This window comes from Variovorax sp. Varisp41 (assembly GCF_047325085.1).
Taxonomy (GTDB): domain Bacteria; phylum Pseudomonadota; class Gammaproteobacteria; order Burkholderiales; family Burkholderiaceae_C; genus Variovorax.
In genome coordinates, this window is record NZ_CP168540.1 from 6,270,385 (window position 1) to 6,285,419 (window position 15,035).

11 protein-coding genes are annotated in these 15,035 nt (G+C 70.1%); 4 read left to right on the top strand and 7 right to left on the bottom strand.

All coding sequences use genetic code 11. From position 1 onward, the window contains the following. Position 1 precedes the first annotated feature (1 nt). The 6 genes from sauS to ACEN9J_RS29170 all read right to left on the bottom strand — a co-directional run bounded on the left by sauS (position 2) and on the right by ACEN9J_RS29170 (position 7,091). On the bottom strand, positions 2–1,450 hold the full coding sequence (sauS, locus tag ACEN9J_RS29145; protein ID WP_413762733.1) for an acylating sulfoacetaldehyde dehydrogenase: 1,449 nt from the start codon (positions 1,448–1,450) through the stop codon (positions 2–4). A gap of 17 nt (positions 1,451–1,467) precedes the next feature. Continuing rightward, positions 1,468–2,460: a tripartite tricarboxylate transporter substrate binding protein gene (locus ACEN9J_RS29150; protein ID WP_261217494.1), complete on the bottom strand. Its 993-nt coding sequence runs from the start codon at positions 2,458–2,460 to the stop codon at positions 1,468–1,470. Beyond that, positions 2,457–3,248: an IclR family transcriptional regulator gene (locus ACEN9J_RS29155; RefSeq protein WP_413762734.1), complete on the bottom strand. Its 792-nt coding sequence runs from the start codon at positions 3,246–3,248 to the stop codon at positions 2,457–2,459. The genes ACEN9J_RS29150 and ACEN9J_RS29155 overlap by 4 nt, the downstream gene beginning before the upstream one ends. A 284-nt stretch (positions 3,249–3,532) precedes the next feature. Then, a complete protein-coding gene (locus ACEN9J_RS29160) occupies positions 3,533–5,260 on the bottom strand; it encodes a cobaltochelatase CobT-related protein (RefSeq protein WP_413762735.1) in 1,728 nt (575 codons plus the stop codon). Between the two features lie 12 nt (positions 5,261–5,272). Next, the gene (locus ACEN9J_RS29165) at positions 5,273–6,247 is read right to left on the bottom strand and encodes an AAA family ATPase (protein ID WP_413762736.1); all 975 of its coding nucleotides are present in this window, start codon (positions 6,245–6,247) and stop codon (positions 5,273–5,275) included. Between the two features lie 22 nt (positions 6,248–6,269). Further along, positions 6,270–7,091, bottom strand: a complete 822-nt coding sequence (locus ACEN9J_RS29170; protein WP_413762737.1) for an IclR family transcriptional regulator — start codon at positions 7,089–7,091, stop codon at positions 6,270–6,272. Positions 7,092–7,275: 184 nt separating this feature from the next. On the opposite strand from ACEN9J_RS29170, the gene xsc reads away from it, so the two are divergent. Continuing rightward, complete coding sequence (gene xsc / locus ACEN9J_RS29175) at positions 7,276–9,087, top strand: sulfoacetaldehyde acetyltransferase (protein WP_413762738.1); 1,812 nt, start codon at positions 7,276–7,278, stop codon at positions 9,085–9,087. A 16-nt stretch (positions 9,088–9,103) separates the two neighbouring features. Further along, positions 9,104–10,294, top strand: a complete 1,191-nt coding sequence (locus ACEN9J_RS29180; protein WP_413762739.1) for an acetate/propionate family kinase — start codon at positions 9,104–9,106, stop codon at positions 10,292–10,294. Here ACEN9J_RS29180 and ACEN9J_RS29185 read toward each other — a convergent pair. After that, a complete protein-coding gene (locus ACEN9J_RS29185) occupies positions 10,291–11,232 on the bottom strand; it encodes a LysR family transcriptional regulator (RefSeq protein ID WP_413762740.1) in 942 nt (313 codons plus the stop codon). The genes ACEN9J_RS29180 and ACEN9J_RS29185 overlap by 4 nt on opposite strands. Before the next feature lie 82 nt (positions 11,233–11,314). Here ACEN9J_RS29185 and ACEN9J_RS29190 point away from each other — a divergent pair, with 82 nt between their 5' ends. After that, the gene (locus ACEN9J_RS29190) at positions 11,315–14,254 is read left to right on the top strand and encodes a molybdopterin-dependent oxidoreductase (RefSeq protein ID WP_413762741.1); all 2,940 of its coding nucleotides are present in this window, start codon (positions 11,315–11,317) and stop codon (positions 14,252–14,254) included. Beyond that, positions 14,251–15,030 carry a 4Fe-4S dicluster domain-containing protein gene (locus tag ACEN9J_RS29195; RefSeq protein WP_413762742.1) on the top strand — a complete coding sequence of 260 codons (780 nt, stop codon included), beginning with the start codon at positions 14,251–14,253 and terminating at the stop codon, positions 15,028–15,030. Before ACEN9J_RS29190 ends, ACEN9J_RS29195 begins: the two co-directional genes overlap by 4 nt. The last annotated feature ends 5 nt before the right edge of the window (positions 15,031–15,035 follow it).

Below are 15,035 nucleotides of genomic sequence, written 5' to 3' on the forward strand. Positions count from 1 at the left end.
CTCAGTGCGCTCCGTGCCGCGCGAAGAAGGCGCCGAAGATCTGTTCCTCGCTCGGCACCTGCTCGGCGATCGGCCGCGACACGCGCGTGATGTTCAGGTAGTGCCGGTAGTTCATGTTGTCGGAGAAGTTGTTGCGGCCCCAGGTGCCGCAGCCCATCGAGAGCGAGAACGGCAGGCCGTTGTCGAAGCTGCCGCCGGTGGCGATGCAGTGCGCCTGGTCGACGATCACGCGCGACACCGGCAGCGTCAGGCCGAGCTCGAGCGCGCGCTCGGGCACGGCCGAATGCAGGCCCACCGAATGGCCCGCGCCCTCGTAGCCGTAGATGCGCTCGACGATCGAGGCCGCCTGCGCGAAGTCGCGCGCCGCATAGACCGCGAGCACCGGGCTGAGCTTCTCGCCCGAGAACGGATGGTCATGCCCCACGCCGTCCTCGGCCACCATCAGGATGCGCGGGTCGGCCTCGGCGATTGCCTGCCAGGCCGCGCGGTTGGCGCCGTCCACCTCGGCGGCGCGCTCGGCGATGGCGCGCGCCGACTGGCCGATGACCGCGGGCGAGAGTTTGCCCCCGGGCCACATCAGCTGCTGCAGCGTGGCCTTCTGCGCCTCGCCGAGCATCACGGCACCACGGTCCTTGAGGGCGGCGAGCAGGCGCGCGCGCACCGCATCGACGACCACCAGGCTGTTCTCCGACGAGCAGCTGGTCGCGTTGTCGAAGGTCTTCGAGCGCACGATGCGGTCGGCCGCGGCCTCGGTGTCGGCCGTCTCGTCGACGATGCCCGCGACATTGCCGGCGCCCACGCCGAAGGCCGGCGTGCCGCTCGCATAGGCGGCGCGCACGTTGGCCTGCGAGCCGGTGGCCACCACCAGGTCGCACAGCCGCATCAGCTCGGCCGTCGACTGCTTGTTGACCGGCGCGGGCAGGAGTTGCACCAGGTCGCGCGGAGCGCCGATGCGGTCGAACTGCTGGTGGATGAATTCGATGAGCCGCGCCGCGGTGCTCCAGCCCTTGGGCGAGGGCGCGACGATCACCGCGTTGCGGCCCTTGAGCGCGTTGATGATCTTGTTGGCCGGCGTCGCGCCCGGGTTGGTCGAGGGCGTGATCGCGCACACCACGCCGACCGGCCGCGCGATCTCGACGATGCCGCGCGCCGGGTCGTCGGCGATCACGCCGACCGAGCGCGCGCCCTGCAGGTCGCGCAGCAGGCCGAAGGTCTTGCGGTGGTTCTTGCGCACCTTGTCCTCGACGTTGCCCACGCCCGTGTCGGCCACCGCCAGTTCGGCGAGTTCGCGGTTGCGCGCGGGTTCGATGATGGCCCAGCCGGCGGCCGTCACCGCCATGTCGACCTGGGCCTGCGACCAGGTCTCGTAGATGCGCTGTGCCGCGCGGGCACGTGCCACGAGGTCGACGATGGGGCTGGAGGCTTCTGAGGAGGATGCGGAGGGATTCATGGCATGAAGAAGAAAAACTAGTCGACGCGGATGTTCGCTTCCTTGGCGAGCTTGCTCCAGCGCACGAGTTCCGTGGAGACCACCTTGCCGAGCTGCTCGGGCGTGCCGCCCACGCCTTCGCTGCCCTGGGCCAGCAGCTTGTCGCGGATGTCGGGTTCCTTCACCACCGTGTTGATCACGCGGTTGAGCCGGTCGATCGCGGGTTGCGGCGTCTTCGCGGGCACGAACACCGCGTACCAGGAGTCGACGTCGAAGTCGGGGACGCCGGCCTCCTGCATCGTCGGCACCTCGGGAAAGGCGGCACTGCGCTTGGTGGTCGACACGGCCAGCGCCTTGAGCTTGCCGGCCTTCACGAACTGCGCCGCGGCGGGAATCGACACCCACAACAGCGGCACCTGCCCGCCCATCACGTCGACGACCGCCGGGCCGCCGCCGCGGTAGGGCACGTGCGTCATCTGCGTGCCGGTGCGCAGCTTCAGCAGCTCGCCCGCGAGGTGGCCGGGCGAGCCGTTGCCCACCGAGGCGAAGGAGATGCTGTCGGGCCTGGCCTTGGCCAGCGCGACCAACTCGGCCACCGTGCTGGCCGGGAACTGCGGATTCGCCACCAGGATCTGCGGCAGCGAGGCCACCAGGCCCACGGGCGCGAAGTCCTTCGCGGTGTCGAACGAGAGCTTGGCGTAGATCGCGGGGTTGATGGTGTGCGAGGACAGCGTGAACAGCACCGTGTAGCCGTCGGCCGGCGACTTGGCGACGAGTTCGGTGCCGATCGAGCCGGCCGCGCCGCCGCGGTTGTCGATCACGACCGGCTGGCCCAGCAGCGCCTGGAAGCGCTCCTGCACGATGCGCGCGATCACGTCGGTGCCGCCGCCGGGCGGGTAGGGCACGATCAGCTTGATCGGCTTGCTGGGGTAGTCGCTCCCGTTCTGCGCGAACGCGGCCAGCGGCGATGCCAGCGTCGCGGCGGCCAGCAGCCCCGCACGCAACCAGGGGGCGAACAAGGACAGTCTCATGCGGGTCTCCTTCTCGTTGTGGTGGCGGGGGCGGTGGCGGGGCGGTAGCCCAGCGTGGCGCTGGCGTCGCGCGCGCAGGCCATGATGCGTTCGGAGAGTTCGCGCGCCTGGGTGCGCGCGAAGCGGATGGAGGGCACGCTCATGCCGACGGCGGCCACGGCCGTGCCGCGCGCGTCGAACACCGGCACGCCGAGGCCGCAGACGCCCAGGCGCCATTCCTCGCGGTTCTCGGCATAGCCGCGCGCGCGGCTGCGCTCGAGCTCGGCCTGCAGCGCATCGAAGTCGACGATGCTGTGCGGCGTGTGGGGCTGCAGCGTGCCGAACAGCGCCCGCAGCGCGGCGGCATCGAGCCGCGCGGCCGCCAGCATCGCCTTGCCCGAGGCCACGCAGCAGGCCGGCGCGCGGCCGCCGATGCGCGAATAGGCGGCCACGGGCAGCGGGCTGTCGAACTTGTCGAGGTAGACGATCTCGGCGCCGTCGAGCACCGCGAGATGGATGGTCTCGCCGCTGGCCTGCGCCAGTGCCGCGAGGTGCGGGCGCAGCAGCGCGCCGATGTCGGCCGCCTCGGAGACCATGGCGCCGAGCTCGAACAAGCGCAGGCTCGGCCGGTAGGCGCTGGTGTCGGCGTCCTGCACCGCCCAGCCGCATTCCACCAGCGTCTGCAGCGTGCGATGGGCATTGCTGCGCGCCATGCCGAAGGCATTGGCGACGTCGGTCACGCGGCAGGCGCGTGCCTGGCGTGCCATCCAATCCATGACGGCGAGGCCTTTGGCGAGCGTGGAATCCATGCGTCTCCGTTCGTCCGATTTTTTTTGCTTGTTCCAAATGTTGGAACAGCGTTCGGATAATTGAAACTCAATGTACAAACGCCGATGACGCTTGTCAACGCGACACTTTCGGCTGACATGGGCTCTGGGAGGCTGTCGGATTCAAGCAGCCAAATGCGGACAGCCGAACGCAGAAGGAAAACCAAAGTGACGCAGAAGTCGCAGAAGGAAGCCAAAGAAATTTTTTGATTTCTTTTCTGCGACTTCTGCGAAACCTTCGCGCCCTCTGCGTTCTGCCCCCGTATTCAGTGCCTATGCCGCCCCGCCATCAACCCGATCACCTCGCGGAAGATCGCGTTGCCCGTCGAAGCCGCGAGGTCCAGCACGTGGCTATGGCTGTAGTAGGGGCTCAGGTCCAGCCCCACGCCGATGCCCGCGATCGCGATGTCGCGCTGCTGCTCCTGGCGCGCCAGCACCTCGCGCAGGTGGTGGTCTAGGTAGTGCGGATCGTTGGCGAGATGGGTCGCACTGTCCATCGGCGAGCCGTCGGAGATCACGAGCAGCAGCTTGCGTTCCTCGCCGCGCGCGCGCAGCCGCGCGCAGGCCCAGTCCACGGCCTCGCCGTCGATGCCTTCGCGGAACAGCTCGGGCCGCAGCAGCGCGGCCATCGGCGCGCGCGCGCGGCGCCAGGGCGTGCCCGCGGCCTTGAACACCAGGTGGCAGCGCTCGTTGAGCCGGCCCGGGTGCGCGGGCCGGCCCGCGCGCAGCCAGTCGCGCTGCGCGCGGCCGCCGTTCCAGGCGCCGGTGGTGAAGCCCAGCACTTCGCTGGCCACGCCGGCCTGCTCGAGGGCGCGCGCGAGCACGTCGACCAGCATCGCGACCGATTCGGCATGCTCCTTCATCGAGCCCGAGCAATCGATGAGGAAGCTGACCACGCAATCGGCCAACGGCTCCTCGCGCTCGATGCGGAACAGCCGCCGCTCGGCCGGCGAGGCCACGAGCCGGGCGAGCCGGCGGCCGTCGATGCGGCCTTCCTCCTGGCCGCCGTCCCAACCCTCGCGCACGGGCTCGGCCAGCAGCGCGCGCAGTTCGCGCGCGAGCCGCGCCAGGTTCACGCCCTGCGCCGCGATGCGGCGGTCGAGCCGCTCGCGCAGCTCGGCCAGCAGCTCGCGGCGCACCAGCGTGGCGGCCTCGTGCTCGCGGTCGTGCTCGGTGGTGAACACGCGGTAGGCGGCGCCGGCCTCCTCGAGCAGCCGGCTGCGCCCCGACTGCGCGCTGACATGCTGCTCGACGATCTCGCGGTCCATCTCTGCGACCAGGCTGAACACGCTGCGCTTGTCGTCGGTGTCGTTCTGGCGCGCATCGGGTGCTTCGTCATCGCCGCCGGCTTCGTGCAGCATCGCGGCGACCGTGCGCGCGATCGCCAGCGCATGCACGGCATACGCGGCCTGGTCGAAGCGATCGCGCCGCAGCCCGCCCAGCGCATGGCCGATGCGCGGCGCCAGCGCGAAGCGCGTGGCCTCGAGCATGTCCTCGGTTTCCTCGACCACCTGCTCGCCGCTCACGCGCGCACGGCAGATCTGCGCCACCGCGTACAGCAGCAGGCCGCGCGCGGTCTCGGTCAGGCCCGAGTGGTGGAAGGCCAGCGACCACTGTTCGTGGCGATGGCGCAGGTTGCGCCGCATGCCGGCCATGGCCTCGGGCACCAGCGCCTCGGCGCGGAACTGCTCGAGCATCTCGAACAGCATGCGCTCCACCGGCTCCTCGGGCTGCAGCGTGCGGTGCAGCGCGGCATCGGAGCCGGCGATGCGCAGCGCGAGGCCATCGGCCACGCCGCGGAACGATTCGAAGTCGTCGGTCTCGGGCGAGGGATGCAGGTGCGGCGCGAACCACGGCAGCGGCATGCGGCCGCGGTGCAGGCGCCGGCCGCGGAAGTGCAGGTCGCGCTCGCCGCTGAAGGCGCGCACCACGCCCGCGCAGAGCTCGGCGACGCGTTCCTCCTGCCGAACCTTGCGGATGTCCTGCTGCGTCATGGCGCGCCGCGCTCAGCCGTCCGCGAGCCGGTGCGATTCCGCGAGCTCGCGGTCGAGGCAGCGCTGGAAGTACTCGGCCACCAGCGGCCGCTCGGCCTCGTCGCACTTGTTGACGAACGAGAGGCGGAAGGCCAGCGCCACGTCCTTGAAGATCTCGAGGTTCTCGGCCCAGGTGATCACGGTGCGCGGCGACATCAGCGTCGACAGGTCGCCGGCCGCGAAGCCCTTGCGCGTGAGGTCGGCCACCGCCACCATCGCCGCGACCGTGGCGCGGCCCGCCGCGTCGGCCAGCGAGGGCACGCGCGCCTGCACGATCGCGATCTCCTCGGCCGTGGGCAGGTAGTCGAGCGAGGCGACGATGTTCCAGCGGTCGATCTGCGCATGGTTGAGCCGCTGCGCGCCGTGATACAGGCCGTTGAGGTTGCCCAGGCCGACCGTGTTGGCGGTGGCGAACAGCCGGAAGAAGGGATGCGGGCGCAGCACCTTGTTCTGGTCGAGCAGTGTGAACTGGCCGTCGCGCTCGAGGATGCGCTGGATCACGAACATCACGTCGGGCCGGCCCGCGTCGTACTCGTCGAAGATCAGCGCCACCGGCCGCTGCAGTGCCCAGGGCACCATGCCTTCCTGGAACTCGGTGACCTGCTTGCCGTCGCGCAGCACCACCGCGTCCTTGCCGACCAGGTCGAGCCGGCTGATGTGGCCGTCGAGGTTGAGCCGCACGCAGGGCCAGTTCAGCCGCGCCGCCACCTGCTCGATGTGGGTCGACTTGCCGGTGCCGTGCAGCCCCTGCACCATCACGCGCCGGTCGCGCATGAAGCCCGCGAGGATCGCGAGCGTCACGTCGGGGTTGAAGCGGTAGACCGCGTCGATCTCGGGCACGTGCGCGTCGCGTTCGGCGAAGGCGGGCACCTGCAGGTCGGCGTCGATGCCGAAGGTCTCGCGCACGCCGACGAGGCGCGTGGGTTGGAGGGCGGCGATGTCGTTCATGGGGCGGGTGGGTGTGGGGGTGTCAGGCCTGCGCACGGCGCGCGGGCGCCGCATCGGCATCGATGCGGCTCAGCGCCAGCGCCGCGCGCTGCAGCGCTGGCAGCAGCGTCTTCGCCTTCGCGATGTCGAGCCGCATCACGGGCGCCTGCACCGCGATGCAGAGGTTCGACGGACTCTCGCCCGTGGCCGGCACCAGCGCGGCGATGCACAGCAGGCCGGGCAGGAACTCCTCGTTGTCGATCGCGAAGCCGTTCTTGCGCACGCGCTGGATCTCGGCCTCGAGCGCCGCGGCATCGGTCAGCGTGCTCGCCGTGTAGGCCTCGAGCGAAGCATTCGCCAGCAGCCGGCGGCGCTGCGCCTGGCCCATCTGCGCGAGGAACATCTTGCCGCTGGCCGAGCAGTGCACCGGCACGCGCGAACCCGGGTGCAGGTAGAAGCGCAGCGGCGCCGCGGTCTCCACGCGGTCGAGGTAGACCACCTCGCTGCCCGAGAGGGCCGTGAGGTTGCAGCTCTCGCCGATCTCCTCGACCAGCCGGCGCAGCACCGTGTGGCGCGCGCCGTGCAGGCTGTCGTTGAACAGCAGGTTCTCGGCCAGCCGGCGCAGCCGCGTGCCCATGCCGTAGTGGCGCCCGTCGCCCTCGCGCTGCAAGAGGCCCGCGCCCTCCATCTGCTGCAGCATGCGGTGCAGCGTGGGCTTGGGCAGGCCGGTCTCCTCCACCAGGCCCTGCAGCGAGTAGCGCTGGTCCTTGGCGGCGATCACCTCGAGCAGCGCGAACAGCCGCATCGCCGGGGTGTCGGCGCCCGTGGCCTCGGTGGCGGGCGGAAGCGACTTGACGATCTTCATGGCGGCGGATCATAGTCCTTTTGCAAAAAATAGAACATTACGTACCGATTTTCGGAATTTGTTTGACTCCGCCGGGCACCCGTCCTATAGTCCGCCCGATTCGCCAACCCCGAAATACGGAACTTTCCGTTCCGGCTTTTTGCAGTCCGCCGTCCAGCCCTTCATCCGCAGGAGACACCGACCCATGAGCAAGCAACCCACCCGCGAAGCCGTCACCGGCGTGCAGAAGATGACGCCCTCCGAGGCCTTCGTCGAGACCATGGTCGCCAATGGCGTGACCGACATCTTCGGCATCATGGGCTCGGCCTTCATGGACGCGATGGACATCTTCGCGCCCGCCGGCATCCGCCTCGTGCCCGTGGTGCACGAGCAGGGCGCGGCCCACATGGCCGACGGCTATGCCCGCGTGTCGGGCCGCCACGGCGTGGTGATCGGCCAGAACGGCCCCGGCATCAGCAACTGCGTGACCGCCATCGCGGCCGCCTACTGGGCGCACAGCCCGGTGGTGATGATCACGCCCGAGACCGGCACCATGGGCATGGGCCTGGGCGGCTTCCAGGAGGCCAACCAGCTGCCGATGTTCCAGGAGTTCACCAAGTACCAGGGCCATGTGAACAACCCCAAGCGCATGGCCGAGTACACCGCGCGCTGCTTCGACCGCGCCATCTCCGAGATGGGCCCGACCCAGCTCAACATCCCGCGCGACTACTTCTACGGCGAGATCACGACCGAGATCCCGAAGCCGATGCGCGTGGAGCGCGGCGCCGGCGGCGAGAACAGCCTCAACGCCGCGGTCGAGCTGCTGGCCACCGCGAAATTCCCCGTCATCCTCTCGGGCGGCGGCGTGGTCATGGGCGATGCCGTGGAAGAGTGCAAGGCGCTCGCCGAGCGCCTGGGCGCGCCGGTGGCCAACGGCTACCTGCGCAACGACTCCTTCCCCGCGAGCCATCCGCTGTGGGCCGGCCCGCTGGGCTACCAGGGCAGCAAGGCCGCGATGAAGCTGATCGCGCAGGCCGACGTGGTGCTCGCGCTCGGTTCGCGCATGGGCCCCTTCGGCACGCTGCCGCAGCACGGCATGGACTACTGGCCCAAGGAGGCGAAGATCATCCAGGTCGAGGCCGACCACACCAACCTGGGCCTGGTGAAGAAGATCACCGTCGGCATCCACGGCGACGCCAAGGCCACGGCCAAGGCCCTGCTCGAGCGCCTCGCGGCCAAGACCCTGGCCTGCGACGCCACCAAGGCCGAGCGCGCCGCGAAGATCAAGGCCGAGAAGGAGGCCTGGGAGAAGGAGCTCGACGCCTGGACCCACGAGCGCGACCAGTTCAGCCTCGACGTCATCGAGGAAGCCAAGGGCGAGAAGACGCCCACCGGCGGCACCTACCTGCATCCGCGCCAGGTGCTGCGCGAACTCGAGAAGGCGATGCCGCCGCGCGTGATGGTCTCGACCGACATCGGCAACATCAATGCCGTGTCGAACAGCTACCTGCGCTTCGAGGAGCCGCGCTCCTTCTTCGCGCCGATGAGCTTCGGCAACTGCGGCTACTCGCTGCCCACCATGATCGGCGCCAAGTGCGCCGCGCCCGACCGCCCGGCCGTGGCCTATGCGGGCGACGGCGCCTGGGGCATGAGCATGGTCGAGATCATGACCGCCGTGCGGCACGACATTCCCGTGACCGCGGTCGTGTTCCACAACCGCCAGTGGGGCGCCGAGAAGAAGAACCAGGTCGACTTCTACAACCGCCGCTTCGTCGCGGGCGAGCTCGAGAGCGAGAGCTTCGCGGGCATCGCCAAGGCCATGGGTGCCGAGGGCATCGTGGTCGACCGCCTCGAGGACGTGGGCCCGGCGCTCAAGAAGGCCATCGACCTGCAGATGAACCAGCGCAAGACCTGCGTGATCGAGATCATGTGCACGCGCGAGCTCGGCGATCCGTTCCGCCGCGATGCGCTCGCGAAGCCCGTGCGCTTCCTCGACAAGTACAAGGACTACGTCTGATCGGGCGGCGCCGCGCATGACCGACCAGCTGCTGACGCTCAACGCGGGCTCGTCGTCGATCAAGGTCGCGCTGTTCGACGCGGCCGGTGCCGACGGCGCGCTGCCCGCCGCGCACTGGTCGGGCCAGGCCGATGGCCTGGGCGCGGGCCTCGATGCGCGGCTGCGCATCCGCGATGCGCAGGGCCGCACGCTGCACGACGCGAAGCTCGAGGGCGATGCGCGCTCGCACCGCGGCGCGCTGGCCGCGCTGCTCGACTGGCATGCGCAACAGGGCGGTGCCGGCCGCATCGCGGGCGTGGGCCACCGCATCGTGCATGGCGGCATGGACTTCGTGGCGCCGGTGCGCATCGACGACGCCGTGCTCGAGGACCTGGCCGCGCTCGAGCCGCTCGCGCCGCTGCACCAGCCGCACAACCTCGCGGGCGTGCGCGCCGCGATGCAGGCCTTCGCCGGCGTGCCGCAGGTGGCCTGCTTCGACACCGCCTTCCATGCGGTGCAGCCCGAACTCAACCGGCGCTTCGCGCTGCCGCGCGAACTGCACGACGCGGGCGTGCGGCGCTACGGCTTCCACGGGCTCTCGTACGAATCGATCGCGCACCAGCTTGCGCGGCAGGCGCCCGAGGTGGCGAACGGCCGCGTGATCGTCGCGCACCTGGGCAACGGCGCCTCCATGTGCGCCATCGCGCAGGGGCGCTCGGTCGCCACCACCATGAGCTTCTCGCCGCTCGACGGTCTCACCATGGGCACGCGCTGCGGCCGGCTCGATGCGGCCGTGGTGCTCTACCTGATGCGCTCGCGCGGCATGTCGGCCGACGCGGTCGAGAAGCTGCTGTTCCGCGAATCGGGCCTGCTCGGGCTCTCGGGCGTGTCGAGCGACATGCGCGCGCTCGAAGCATCGGACGCACCCGCGGCCGCCGAGGCCATCGACCATTTCGTCGAGCAGGTGGTGCAGCACATGGGCAGCCTCGCGGCGGCCCTGCGCGGTGTCGATGCGATCGTGTTCACGGGCGGCATCGGCGAGAACGGTGCCGGGTTGCGCGCGCGGGTGCTCGAGGACTGCGCCTGGATGGGGGTGGAGCTCGATGCTGGCGCCAATGCCGGGGGGCAGGCGCGGATCTCGACCGGTAGCAGTCGCATCGGTGCGTGGGTGCTGCGCACCGACGAGGAAGCGGTGATCGCGCGCCACACGGCGCGCGTGCTGGCCTAAGCCGGCAGCGGCGCCACCGCCCCGCGCGGCACGCTCGCGCCGCAATGGCGCAGGAAGTCCGCGGTCGCGCGGCCCAGCAGCTTGTCGCGGTGCATCACGGTCGCGAGCCGGCGCGTGCCCGCGGGCAGCCTCGTGCGCAGCTCGATCAGGTGCCCGTCCTCCAGCGCCTGCGCCACCGTGTAGCGCGAGAGGCACGCCAGCCCGCTGCCCGAGGCCACCACGCGCTTGATGGCCTCGGTGCTGCCGAGCTCGAAACCCACCTGCACCTGCTCGAGGTTCTGGATCAGCCAGGCATCGGTGACCTGGCGCGTGCCCGAGCCGTGCTCGCGCAGCACCCAGGTGGCCTGCGACAGCTGCCGGTGCGTGGCGACACGGCCGGCCAGCGCATGGCCGGGCGCGGCCACGATCACGAGCTCGTCGGTGCGCCAGGCGCGCACCACCAGGTCGGGATGGGTCTGCGGCCCCTCGATGAAGCCGACATCGACATCGAAGCCCGCCACCGCGTCGATCACGTCGCGCGTGTTGGCGATGTGCAGGTGCACCTGGCTCTGCGGATGCAGCGCGGTCCAGGCCGACACCCGCTCGGGCAGCAGGTATTCGCCGATGGTGAAGCTGGCCGCCACGCGCAGCGGCGCCGCATGCTCGCCGCTGAACAGGGCCTGCACTTCCGCGGCCTGGTCGAGCAGCGCCTGCGCCTTGGGCAGCAGCGCGCGGCCGTTCTCGTTGAGCACCAGCCGGCGGCCGATGCGGTCGAACAGCAGGGCGCCGACCGAGCCCTCGAGGTCGGCCAGCGCGCTGCTGGCGGCCGACTGCGAACGCGCGATGCGGTCGGCCGCGGCCCGCGTGCTGCCGCCGCGCGCGGTGGCCACGAAGACCTCGAGCTGGCGCAGGTTGAGGCGCAGGCGGGTCGAGGAGTGCTGATCTGATTTTCCGGTCATCGTGAGCAATATTCTGCGCTTTTCCGTTCGATCGATGCTGCCTACCATCGACCGGGCCACGCTTGAAAACAAAGGACCGCCAGTGTTCAGTTTCCTGTCCCGCGAGCCCGTGCACGACCCGCTGGCGGCGCCCACGCCGACCGACCGGACCGAGGTCAAGACCACCACCTGCTACATGTGCGCCTGCCGCTGCGGCATCCGCGTGCACCTGCGAGAGGGCGAGAACGGGCCCGAGGTGCGCTACATCGACGGCAACCCCGACCATCCGCTCAACAAGGGCGTGATCTGCGCCAAGGGTTCCTCGGGGATCATGAAACAGGTGTCGCCCGCGCGGCTCACGCAGCCGCTGCTGCGCAAGCCCGGCAGCGAGCGCGGCGCCGGCGAGTTCGAGCCGATCGGCTGGGACCGCGCCTTCGAGATCCTGACCGAGCGGCTCGCGAAGATCCGCGCCACCGATCCGAAGAAGTTCGCGCTGTTCACCGGCCGCGACCAGATGCAGGCGCTCACCGGCCTGTTCGCGCGCCAGTTCGGCACGCCCAACTACGCGGCGCACGGCGGCTTCTGTTCGGTCAACATGGCCGCGGGCATGATCTACACGATCGGCGGCAGCTTCTGGGAGTTCGGCGGCCCCGACCTCGAGCGCGCCAGGCTGTTCGTGATGATCGGCACCGCCGAGGACCATCACAGCAACCCGATGAAGATCGCCATCAGCAAGTTCAAGCGCGATGGCGGCCGCTTCATCTCGATCAACCCGGTGCGCACCGGCTACTCGGCCATCGCCGACGAATGGATCCCGATCAAGCCCGGCACCGACGGCGCGCTGCTGATGGCGCTGCTGCACGAGCTGATCGCGAGCGAGCTGATCGACCATGCGTTCCTGAAGCGCTTCACCAACGCGCCGCAGCTGGTGGTGCTCGACGACTGCGAACGCGAGGGCCTGTTCGCCTTCGACCCCGAGCGCGGCCCGCCGGGCGACGGCCGCAACCCGCACAACAAGCTGGTGTGGGACAAGGCCAGCGGCAGCGTGAAGCCGGCCTACCCCGAGGGCATCGCGGACGGCTGCGACCCGGCGCTCGAGGGCCACTACACGCTGGCCGACGGCACGCGCGTCGCGCCCTCGTTCCAGCTGCTGCGCGAGCGCGTGGCCAGCTGCACGCCCGAATGGGCGCAGGCCATCACCGGCATCGATGCGGCGCGCATCCGCAAGCTCGCGCGCGAGATGGGCGAGACCGCGCTGCGCCAGGCCTTCGAGCTGCCGATCGCCTGGACCGATGCCTGGGGCAAGCGGCACGCCACCACGCAGGCGCGGCCCGTGGCCTTCCATGCGATGCGCGGGCTGGCGGCGCATTCGAACGGCTTCCAGACCGTGCGCGCGCTCGCGATCCTCATGAGCGTGCTCGGCACCATCGACGCGCCCGGCGGCTTTCGCCACAAGGCGCCGTACCCGCGCCACATCGTGCCCAACTACCGGGCCTTCAACGACCCCGGGATGATCCAGCCGAACACGCCGCTCAATGCGGCGCCGCTGGGCTTCCCGGCCAGCCCCGACGAGCTCGCGATCAACCCCGACGGTTCGCCGATCCGCATCGACCATGCCTTCTCGTGGGAGCATCCGCTGTCGGCCCACGGGCTGATGCACAACGTCATCACCAACGCGGTGAAGGGCGATCCCTACCGCATCGACACCTTGCTGATCTTCATGGCCAACATGGCCTGGAACTCGAGCATGAACACGATGGCCGTGCGCGAGATGCTCAACCGCAAGGACGACCAGGGCGAGTACATGATCCCGTTCCTGGTGGTGTGCGATGCCTTCCAGAGCGAGACCGTGGCCTTCGCCGACCTGGTGCTGCCCGACACCACCTACCTCGAGCGCCACGATGCGATGAGCATGCTCGACCGGCCGATCTCGGAGTTCGACGGGCCGGTGGATTCGGTGCGCATTCCGGTGGTGCCGCCCGCGGGGCAGTGCAGGCCGTTCCAGGAGGTGCTGATCGAGCTGGCCTCGCGGCTGAAGTTTCCCGCCTTCACCACGGCCGAGGGTGGCCGCAAGTACGCCGACTATCCCGACTTCGTCGTCAACTTCCAGCCGCAGCCGGGCATCGGCTTCCTGATGGGATGGCGCGGCAAGGACGGCACCGAGCACCTGCGCGGCGAACCCAATCCCAGGCAGTGGGAGGCCTATGCGCAGAACAACTGCGTGTTCCAGTACCACATGCCCGAGACCATGCACTACATGCGCAACTGGAACCGCGAGTACCTCGACTTCGCGAAGGACAAGGGCTGGCGCCAGCGCAACGACCCGGTGCAGCTCGCGCTCTATTCCGACACGCTGCAGAGCTTCCGCCTCGCCGCGCAGGGCAAGAGCCCGGGCCGCCAGCCGCCCGAGGGCCTGCGCGAGCGCATCGCCACCTACTTCGATCCGCTGCCCTTCTGGTATGCGCCGCTCGAGGAGGCCGCGACCGACACCGCGGCCTATCCGCTCAATGCGCTCACGCAGCGGCCGATGGCGATGTACCACTCGTGGGATTCGCAGAACGCGTGGCTGCGGCAGATCCACAGCCACAACTACCTGCACGTGAATCCCGTGACGGCCGAAGCCGCGGGCATTGCCGATGGCGGCTGGTGCTGGGTCGAGAGCCAGTGGGGCAAGGTGCGCTGCATGCTGCGCTACAGCGAGGCGGTGGAACCCGGCACGGTGTGGACCTGGAATGCCATCGGCAAGGCCGACGGCGCATGGCAGCTCGCACCGGGCGCCGACGAGGCGCGCAAGGGCTTCCTGCTCAACCACCTGATCAGCGAGGAGCTGCCGTGCGCGGGCACGGCCAGCGGGCGCATCAGCAATTCGGATCCGATCACCGGCCAGGCCGGCTGGTACGACGTGCGCGTGCGCATCCGGCCGGCCGAGCCCGGCGAGCCCGAGCAGAGCTATCCGCAGTTCGCGAGCATGCCGAGCGCGCCCGGGGTGCGGGGCAAGGCGGCGCAGGTGTTGACGTACTTTGCGGGGAGGGGGCGGAAATGATGCAGTGGTTGAAGGACCTGGTGGCGGGGGCCGCGCAGCCCCAGGCAGTGGCCGGCGCCTCCGGTGCATTCCTGCCGGCCTCCACGGGCGGGGCGGCGACGAGCCAGCGCGCCGAGCCCGGCGAAACCCTCGCCAGGCAGCTCGCCCTCGTGATCGACCTCAACGTCTGCGTCGGCTGCCATGCCTGCGTGACCTCGTGCAAGCAGTGGAACACCTCGGGCAGCGCGGGCCCGCTCGCGGACTTCGAGCCCTACGGCGCCAACCCCACGGGCACCTTCTTCAACCGCGTGCAGACCTACGAGGCCGGTTCGTTCCCCGGCACCGACACCGTGCACTTCCCCAAGAGCTGCCTGCACTGCGAGGACCCACCCTGCGTGCCGGTCTGTCCGACCGGTGCCAGCTACAAGCGCAAGGAAGACGGCATCGTGCTGGTCGACTACGACAAGTGCATCGGCTGCAAGTACTGCGCCTGGGCCTGTCCCTACGGCGCGCGCGAGCTCGACGAGGAACGCCAGGTCATGACCAAGTGCACGCTGTGCGTCGACCGCATCTACGACGAGCAGCTGCCCCAGGAAGACCGCAAGCCCGCCTGCGTGAAGGCCTGCCCCACCGGCGCGCGCCTGTTCGGCGACGTGAAGGATCCCGACTCCGAGGTCTCGCGCGCGATCCGCGAGCGCGGCGGCTATCCGCTGATGCCCGAGTGGGAGACCAACCCCGCCAACCGCTACCTGCCGCGCCGCAACATGGCCGCGCCCGCGCAGGGCGCGCCGGAGTAGCGCGC

Bases quoted from the DNA above. Each gene is read 5' to 3' on its own strand.
- ACEN9J_RS29155 (WP_413762734.1), bottom strand. From the start codon at position 3,248: ATGGATTCCACGCTCGCCAAAGGCCTCGCCGTCATGGATTGGATGGCA.
- ACEN9J_RS29160 (WP_413762735.1), bottom strand. From the start codon at position 5,260: ATGACGCAGCAGGACATCCGCAAGGTTCGGCAGGAGGAACGCGTCGCC.
- sauS (WP_413762733.1), bottom strand. From the start codon at position 1,450: ATGAATCCCTCCGCATCCTCCTCAGAAGCCTCCAGCCCCATCGTCGAC.
- ACEN9J_RS29170 (WP_413762737.1), bottom strand. From the start codon at position 7,091: ATGAAGATCGTCAAGTCGCTTCCGCCCGCCACCGAGGCCACGGGCGCC.
- ACEN9J_RS29180 (WP_413762739.1), top strand. From the start codon at position 9,104: ATGACCGACCAGCTGCTGACGCTCAACGCGGGCTCGTCGTCGATCAAG.
- xsc (WP_413762738.1), top strand. From the start codon at position 7,276: ATGAGCAAGCAACCCACCCGCGAAGCCGTCACCGGCGTGCAGAAGATG.
- ACEN9J_RS29165 (WP_413762736.1), bottom strand. From the start codon at position 6,247: ATGAACGACATCGCCGCCCTCCAACCCACGCGCCTCGTCGGCGTGCGC.
- ACEN9J_RS29195 (WP_413762742.1), top strand. From the start codon at position 14,251: ATGATGCAGTGGTTGAAGGACCTGGTGGCGGGGGCCGCGCAGCCCCAG.
- ACEN9J_RS29185 (WP_413762740.1), bottom strand. From the start codon at position 11,232: ATGACCGGAAAATCAGATCAGCACTCCTCGACCCGCCTGCGCCTCAAC.
- ACEN9J_RS29150 (WP_261217494.1), bottom strand. From the start codon at position 2,460: ATGAGACTGTCCTTGTTCGCCCCCTGGTTGCGTGCGGGGCTGCTGGCC.